At 31.9% G+C, this 379-nt stretch carries 1 pseudogene; it reads left to right on the plus strand.

Annotated features, from left to right (window positions below):
• Nucleotides 1–96: 96 nt before the first annotated feature.
• Nucleotides 97–379 (plus strand): annotated as a pseudogene (locus tag GJV77_RS14715) (helix-turn-helix domain-containing protein); the annotation flags it as partial.

A 379-nucleotide genomic window follows, 5' to 3' on the forward strand; every position in this document is an offset into this window, starting at 1 on the left:
ACACCACTTATTCCGGCAAAGTACACCACTGAAGAGCCTAAATATTAATTATGCTAATTTAGAGTATGTTATTTTCAACCCTAACATTATCTAAATATGGCTAATAAAACTCTTCCTATGTATAAAGTAAAACAAGTATTGTTGTTTTTAGATAGAGGTATTTCACAAAGAAATATAGCTCTACAAACAGGTATAAATCGTCGAACTATAGCTTCTTATTTAGAGCGTGCCCAACAAACTAATTTTTCATTTTCGCAACTAGTAGCTATGAGCGACAATGATTTAGCTCAATGTTTAAACCTAATGGAAAAAGAATCCATTTTGGATGATGAACGTCGTGCTCACTTAGAATCGATGTATTCTTACTTTTCAGTTGAAT

This window comes from Myroides pelagicus (assembly GCF_009711055.1).
In the GTDB taxonomy this organism is placed as follows: domain Bacteria; phylum Bacteroidota; class Bacteroidia; order Flavobacteriales; family Flavobacteriaceae; genus Flavobacterium; species Flavobacterium pelagicum.